Annotated in this window: 4 protein-coding genes; 2 read left to right on the top strand and 2 right to left on the bottom strand. The window is 71.9% G+C overall.

All coding sequences use genetic code 11. From position 1 onward, the window contains the following. Positions 1–280: 280 nt before the first annotated feature. Positions 281–1,354, top strand: a complete 1,074-nt coding sequence (locus tag FUT87_RS03610) for a GGDEF domain-containing protein (protein ID WP_147240116.1) — start codon at positions 281–283, stop codon at positions 1,352–1,354. A gap of 125 nt (positions 1,355–1,479) precedes the next feature. On the opposite strand, the gene FUT87_RS03605 is transcribed toward FUT87_RS03610, so the two are convergent. Further along, positions 1,480–2,085 (bottom strand): YdeI family protein, encoded by a 606-nt coding sequence (locus FUT87_RS03605; protein WP_147240115.1) that lies wholly within the window; start codon positions 2,083–2,085, stop codon positions 1,480–1,482. Positions 2,086–2,144: 59 nt separating this feature from the next. Between FUT87_RS03605 and FUT87_RS03600 the strand changes: the two genes are divergently transcribed. Then, positions 2,145–3,260, top strand: a complete 1,116-nt coding sequence (locus tag FUT87_RS03600; protein WP_147240114.1) for a calcium:proton antiporter — start codon at positions 2,145–2,147, stop codon at positions 3,258–3,260. 95 nt (positions 3,261–3,355) lie between these two features. Here the strand turns inward: FUT87_RS03600 and FUT87_RS03595 are convergent. Further along, on the bottom strand, positions 3,356–3,736 hold a 381-nt coding region (locus tag FUT87_RS03595), incomplete at its 5' end, for a methyl-accepting chemotaxis protein (RefSeq protein WP_255511644.1).

Genomic DNA, 3,736 nt, shown 5'->3' with positions numbered 1-3,736 from the left:
CGCCAGCGCCTCGCGCTGGGCCTCGGGCGGCCAGCCGGACCGCCTGCCGCTGGTCGAGGCCGACCGCACGCCGCCGCGGCGGCCGCGCGACGTGTTCGTGTTCTTCATCAGCGGCGCCAAGGAACGCGCGCCCGCCGCGGCGATGGCGCTGATCGACCGCCTGACCTGAGCATCCCTTCCGGAGCTTCGTCCGGGCGCCACGGCTTGACGCCACCTTGACGCCTCGGGCCCGCGATGTAGGGGGACGGGCGCCGGTCCCGGATCACTACACTCGCTCGTCATGGCGTCCATCCACATCCCCACGCTGATGTTGGCGCTGCTGAGCGGCTTCGCGATGCTCGGCGTGCAGCTGTGGGCGGCGCAGCGCAGCCGGCTGCGCTACCTGGATCTGGCGGTGTGGACCTGGGGCTCGTGGACGCTGCTGGCCGGCTTCGCGATGCTGACGGCCCGGCTGGTGGTGCCGGTGTGGGTGTCGGCGCTGCTGGGCAACGGCCTGATCGCGCTGGGCATCGTGTTCTACAACGAGGCCATCCATCGCCACGTGCTGGGTCGCTCGCTGCCGCGCTGGATGTGGTGGAGCGCCCCGTTGGTGGCGTGGACGCTCACGGCCTGGATGCTGACCTGGCCGCTGGCGCTGCGCACCAGTGCGATCTCGCTGGTCTTCGCGCTGCTGCTGTGTCCGGCCATCCTCGTGCTGCTGGGGCCGGGCTGGCGCGGCGAGTCGTCGCTGCGCGCCGTCGGCCTGACGCTGGTCGCCGCGGCGGCCAGCCTGCTGCTGCGCAGCGTGCATGCGCTGACCAATCCGGAGGAGTACCGCGACCTGATGCAGAGCAGCCTGGGCCAGGGCCTGACCTTCCTGTTCAGCTTCATCTGCCTGATCGGCGCGGGCTTCGGTTTCGTGCTGGCCAACTTCGAGCGCATCGCGCGTCGCATGGAGGAGATGGCCTCCACCGACGGCCTCACCGGCTGCCTGAACCGGATGACGGCGGATGCGCTGCTGCGGCATGAGCTGGAGCGCGGTCGACGCGAAGGCACGCCGCTGGCCTTCGTGCTGCTGGACCTGGACCACTTCAAGGACGTCAACGACTGCCACGGCCACCATGCGGGCGACGATGCGCTGCGCGCCTTCGCGGCGGAGGTGCGCGCCCGGCTGCGCGCGTCGGACGTGGTGGGGCGCTGGGGCGGGGAGGAGTTCGGGCTGATCCTGCCGGCCACCGACGGACCGGGCGCGGCGCGCTTGGTGGAACAGATCCGCGAGGCGGTGGCGACGCTGCGGCTGTGCGACGGCGAGGGCCACGACTTCGCCCTGACCGTCTCCGCCGGCATCGCGGTGGCGGCGCCCGGCGGCAGTTGACCGCCGACCAGCTGTTCATGCGCGCCGACCGCGCGCTCTATCGCGCCAAGGACGGTGGCCGCAACAACGTGCAGCTGCACGACAGCGGCTGGGAGCTCGGCATGGAGAGCCCGGCGGCCTGAGGTTCAGCGGCGCTCGTACTTCCAGTTGCGGCGCTTGCCTTCCGCCATCCACGCGATGGCTTGCGCCAGGCGCTTCTCGCGGGTGGCGGCGTGCTTCGCCTCGACGATCCACTCGATGTATTCGCGCTGCTGGCTGGGCGGGAAGGCCTCGAAGGTCGCTCGCGCCGCCGCGTTGGCCTGGAGCGCCGCGCCCAGGTCGTCCGGCGTCGCCAGCGGTGGCCGGGGCGCGGCGGCTTTGGCGGGACGGGCCTTCACGCCGTCCTCGATGAGGCGCATCGCGCGCTGCAGGACGGCCTGCTGCTCCGCCGGGGCCGGCAGGTCCTGGAGCGAGGCGACGCGGCCAAGGTCGCCCATGGCGCCGTCCTTCGCATGCGCCGCGCCGACGGCGGCCGCCCCGTGCCAGAAGCCGATCGAGCAATGCGCCTTGAAGGCGGCCATGCCGGTCAGGATGCGGTCGCGGTAGGTGAAGTTGGGGAAGCCCCACTTGATCGTCTCGACGACCTCGGGGCAGTGGGCATGCACGGTCGCGCGCCAGTGCCGCAGGATCTCCTGCGCGAAGGGAGCGGCGCGCTCGATGTAGGCGTCGACGCGGGGATCGAGGGTGGGCATGGCGTCGCAGCCTAACGCGTCCACGGGCGGTCGACCATCGTGGTCTATGCTCGGTCCCCATGCGCGCTAAGCCCTCGAACTCCCTTCTTGCCCGCCTGCCGGCGGCCCTGCCGATCTGGACGCTGCTCGCGCCGCTGGCGGCGATCCTCGCGCTGCTGGGGCTGACGGCCGGCGGCAATTCGACGCTGGTGCTGGCGGTGGTCAGCGTCCTGCTGATCGGCGCGGTGCTCGCGGCGGTGCATCACGCGGAGGTGGTCGCGCACCGGGTGGGCGAGCCCTATGGCTCGCTGGTGCTGGCGGTCGCGGTGACCATCATCGAGGTGGCGCTGATCGTGTCGCTGATGCTTGCCGGGGGCGAGTCCACCAACACGCTGGCGCGGGACACGGTGTTCTCCGCGATCATGATCGTCTGCAACGGCGTGCTGGGCCTGTGCATCCTGGTCGGCGGCTGGAAACACCAGGAGCTGGCCTTCCGCGTCGAGGGCACGAGCCCGACGCTGGCGGTCCTGGCGGCGCTGTCGGTGCTGACGCTGGTACTGCCGGCCTTCACGACGAGTTCAGCGGGTCCGACCTTCACCACTGCGCAGCTGCTGTTCGCGGGCGGCGTGTCGCTGGTGCTGTATGGCGCCTTCGTGTTCGTGCAGGCGGTGCGGCATCGCGACTACTTCCTGCCGGTGGCCGGCGTCGACGATCAGGACACGCATGCCGAGCCGCCGAGCTGGCGCGTGGCCGGGCTGAGCCTGGCGCTGCTGCTGGTGTGCCTGGTGGGCGTGGTCGGCCTGGCCAAGCTGCTGGCGCCGACGATCGAGCGCGGCGTGCATGCGATCGGCGCGCCGCCGTCGCTGGTGGGCGTGATCGTGGCGATGCTGGTGCTGCTGCCGGAGACGGTCGCGGCGGTGCGCGCGGCGCTGCACAACCGGCTTCAAACCAGCCTGAACCTCGCGCTGGGATCGGGCCTGGCGAGCATCGGGCTGACGATCCCGACGGTGGCGGTGCTGTCGCCGCTGTTCCCGCATTCGCTGGTGCTGGGGCTCACGCCGCTGAGCATGGTGCTGCTGTTCCTCACCTTCATCGTCGGCGGCCTCACGCTGGGCGGCGGACGCGCCACGGTGCTGCAAGGCGCCGTGCACATGGTGGTGTTCGTCGTGTTCCTGTTCCTGGCGGTCGTGCCCTGAGGCTTCACGGTCGATGAGCCGGGCCGCCCGAGCGCGGTCCATGGCCCACCGGACGGGTCGATGCTTCGCCGTTGCGCCAGCCCGGCCCCAGCGACCTACGCCGCCAGCCTGAACGCGCTCACCAGCGCGTTCAGCTGCTCCGCCTGAGAGCGCAGGCTGCCCGCCGCGGCGGCGGACTCCTCGACGAGCGCGGCGTTCTGCTGCGTCATCTCGTCCAGCCGCTGCACGGCGACGTTGACTTGGCCGATGCCGTCCTTCTGCTCGGCGGCCGCCGTGGCGATTTCGCCGACGATGTCAGCCACGCGGCGCACGCCCTGCACGATCTCGCCCATCGTCGTGCCGGCGTCCTGCACCAGCCGCGTGCCGGCGTCCACGCGCGAGACGCTCTCGCCGATCAACGCCTTGATCTCCTTGGCCGCGCCGGCCGAGCGCTGCGCCAGCGCCCGCACCTCGCCGGCCACCACCGCGAAGCCGCG

It is taken from the genome of Mitsuaria sp. TWR114, from assembly GCF_007997345.1.
The sequence above is the reverse complement of the archived record's forward strand: the minus strand, read 5'-3'. Positions and strand labels throughout refer to the sequence as shown.

What these genes read in the sequence shown, in the direction of transcription:
- FUT87_RS03610 (WP_147240116.1), top strand. Translation starts at nt 281, where the DNA reads ATGGCGTCCATCCACATCCCCACGCTGATGTTGGCGCTGCTGAGCGGC.
- FUT87_RS03605 (WP_147240115.1), bottom strand. Translation starts at nt 2,085, where the DNA reads ATGCCCACCCTCGATCCCCGCGTCGACGCCTACATCGAGCGCGCCGCT.
- FUT87_RS03600 (WP_147240114.1), top strand. Translation starts at nt 2,145, where the DNA reads ATGCGCGCTAAGCCCTCGAACTCCCTTCTTGCCCGCCTGCCGGCGGCC.